This is a genomic window from Planomonospora algeriensis (genome assembly GCF_977012225.1).
In genome coordinates this window covers 1-1,411 of the sequence record NZ_CDRNDK010000845.1, presented here as the reverse complement: position 1 = coordinate 1,411, position 1,411 = coordinate 1, and the positions used below count along the sequence as shown (strand labels likewise).

Below are 1,411 nucleotides of genomic sequence, written 5' to 3'. Positions count from 1 at the left end.
CGCGACAGCTCCGCGGCCTGCTCGTCCAGCAGCAGCGCGCGCCGCTGCGCCGCGCTGGTGCCCATGACCAGCCGGATGATCAGGAACCCGGACAGCCCGGTCAGCAGTGTCAGCGGGACGGCGAGGTCGGCGCGGGTCAACGTCACCGGGCCGGGTCCGAGGCTGAGCAGGAAGGAGACCGGTCCCGAGCAGGCGATGCCCAGGAAGACGCCGCCCCGCATGACGGTGAGGGCGTTGCTGGGCAGGGCGTCCCGGGCGCCGGTCATCGACGGGTGCAACGCGGCCGTGCCCATGAGGACGAACGAGAGCAGCCAGGCCGTGCTCCCAGCGCTCTCGGCGCCGGAGCCGCCCAGGACCGGGGCTCCGGGGTTCCCGTCGCCCACGAACGCCATGGTGTAGACCGCGTCGGCGACGAGCAGGGCGGTGAACCCCGCCCCCAGCAGCACGTAGGAGGTGCTCTGGTTGCCGTAGCGGAACCAGAGCCGGGCCCCCATGAAGACGACGACCATGTCCAGGCCCAGGTAGAGCAGGGCCGTCAGGTGGTCGGCGTCGCGCATGCTCTCGACGCCGAGGTACGGGTTGAAGATCAGCGTCCAGTACAGGAACGCGGCGCCCATCACGATGACCACCGCGTCCAGCGTCACCCCGCGGTTCCCGGAGCGGTCCGGGTCGCGCTGCAGCCGGCCCAGGCCGAGCGCGACCAGCGGGTACATCGGCACGTAGAGCAGGTTGACCCAGTGGGGGATCGAGCCGGCCGCCAGGTACCAGCCGGTCCACAGCAGGTCGGCCGCGGCCCAGACCGCCATCCCGGCCGTCATCAGCCACCAGGCCGGGGCCGCGGGCGGGCGGTGCCGCCGGATCCCGGCGGCCATCGCGGCGACCGCGGCGATCGGGACGACCTCCCACAGCAGCTCGCCGGCCTGGCCCGGCGTGACGGCCACGACCGCGGTCATCAGGCAGCCGGACAGCAGGAACAGCAGCCAGAGGGGGGGACGGAGGGAGCCCCGTCCCCGCCGGTGACCCGTGACGGGCCTCGGAGAGGAGGCGTCTGGCTGCATCGTCTTCTCCTGGCGTGCGACGGTGGGCGGATGGAGCTGCGGGTGCCGGGGAGGGGCCGTTCCGAGAGGAGGCCCTCCCCTCCATCGGTAGGCGCGCGGGTGATCTGAGCCCCTCGCGGGGATCGTCTTATGCTCGCCGTACGGCGGGTGCCGTACGGCGGGCGGTCAGCCGGCCAGGCGCCCGCCGCCGATCGGGTCCGCGGAGCCCCCGGCCGCGTTCCCGACGCTCTCGGCGCTCCCGGCGTCGGTCCCGGCGCCGCCGCCGGCCAGGAACCGGTCCAGCGTGGCCGCCGGCACCGGCTTGCTGAACAGGTAGCCCTGGCCCAGCGGGCAGCGCATGTCGCGCAGGAACT

The 1,411-nt window shown here is 74.1% G+C and carries 2 protein-coding genes; both read right to left on the bottom strand.

Annotated features, from left to right (window positions below; translation table 11 throughout):
* A partial coding sequence (locus ACWJ6R_RS36300) for a hypothetical protein (RefSeq protein WP_449066540.1) occupies window positions 1-1,058 on the bottom strand: 1,058 nt, incomplete at its 3' end.
* Between the two features lie 165 nt (window positions 1,059-1,223).
* The coding region (locus ACWJ6R_RS36295) for a hypothetical protein (RefSeq protein WP_449066539.1) at window positions 1,224-1,411 on the bottom strand (188 nt) is incomplete at its 5' end.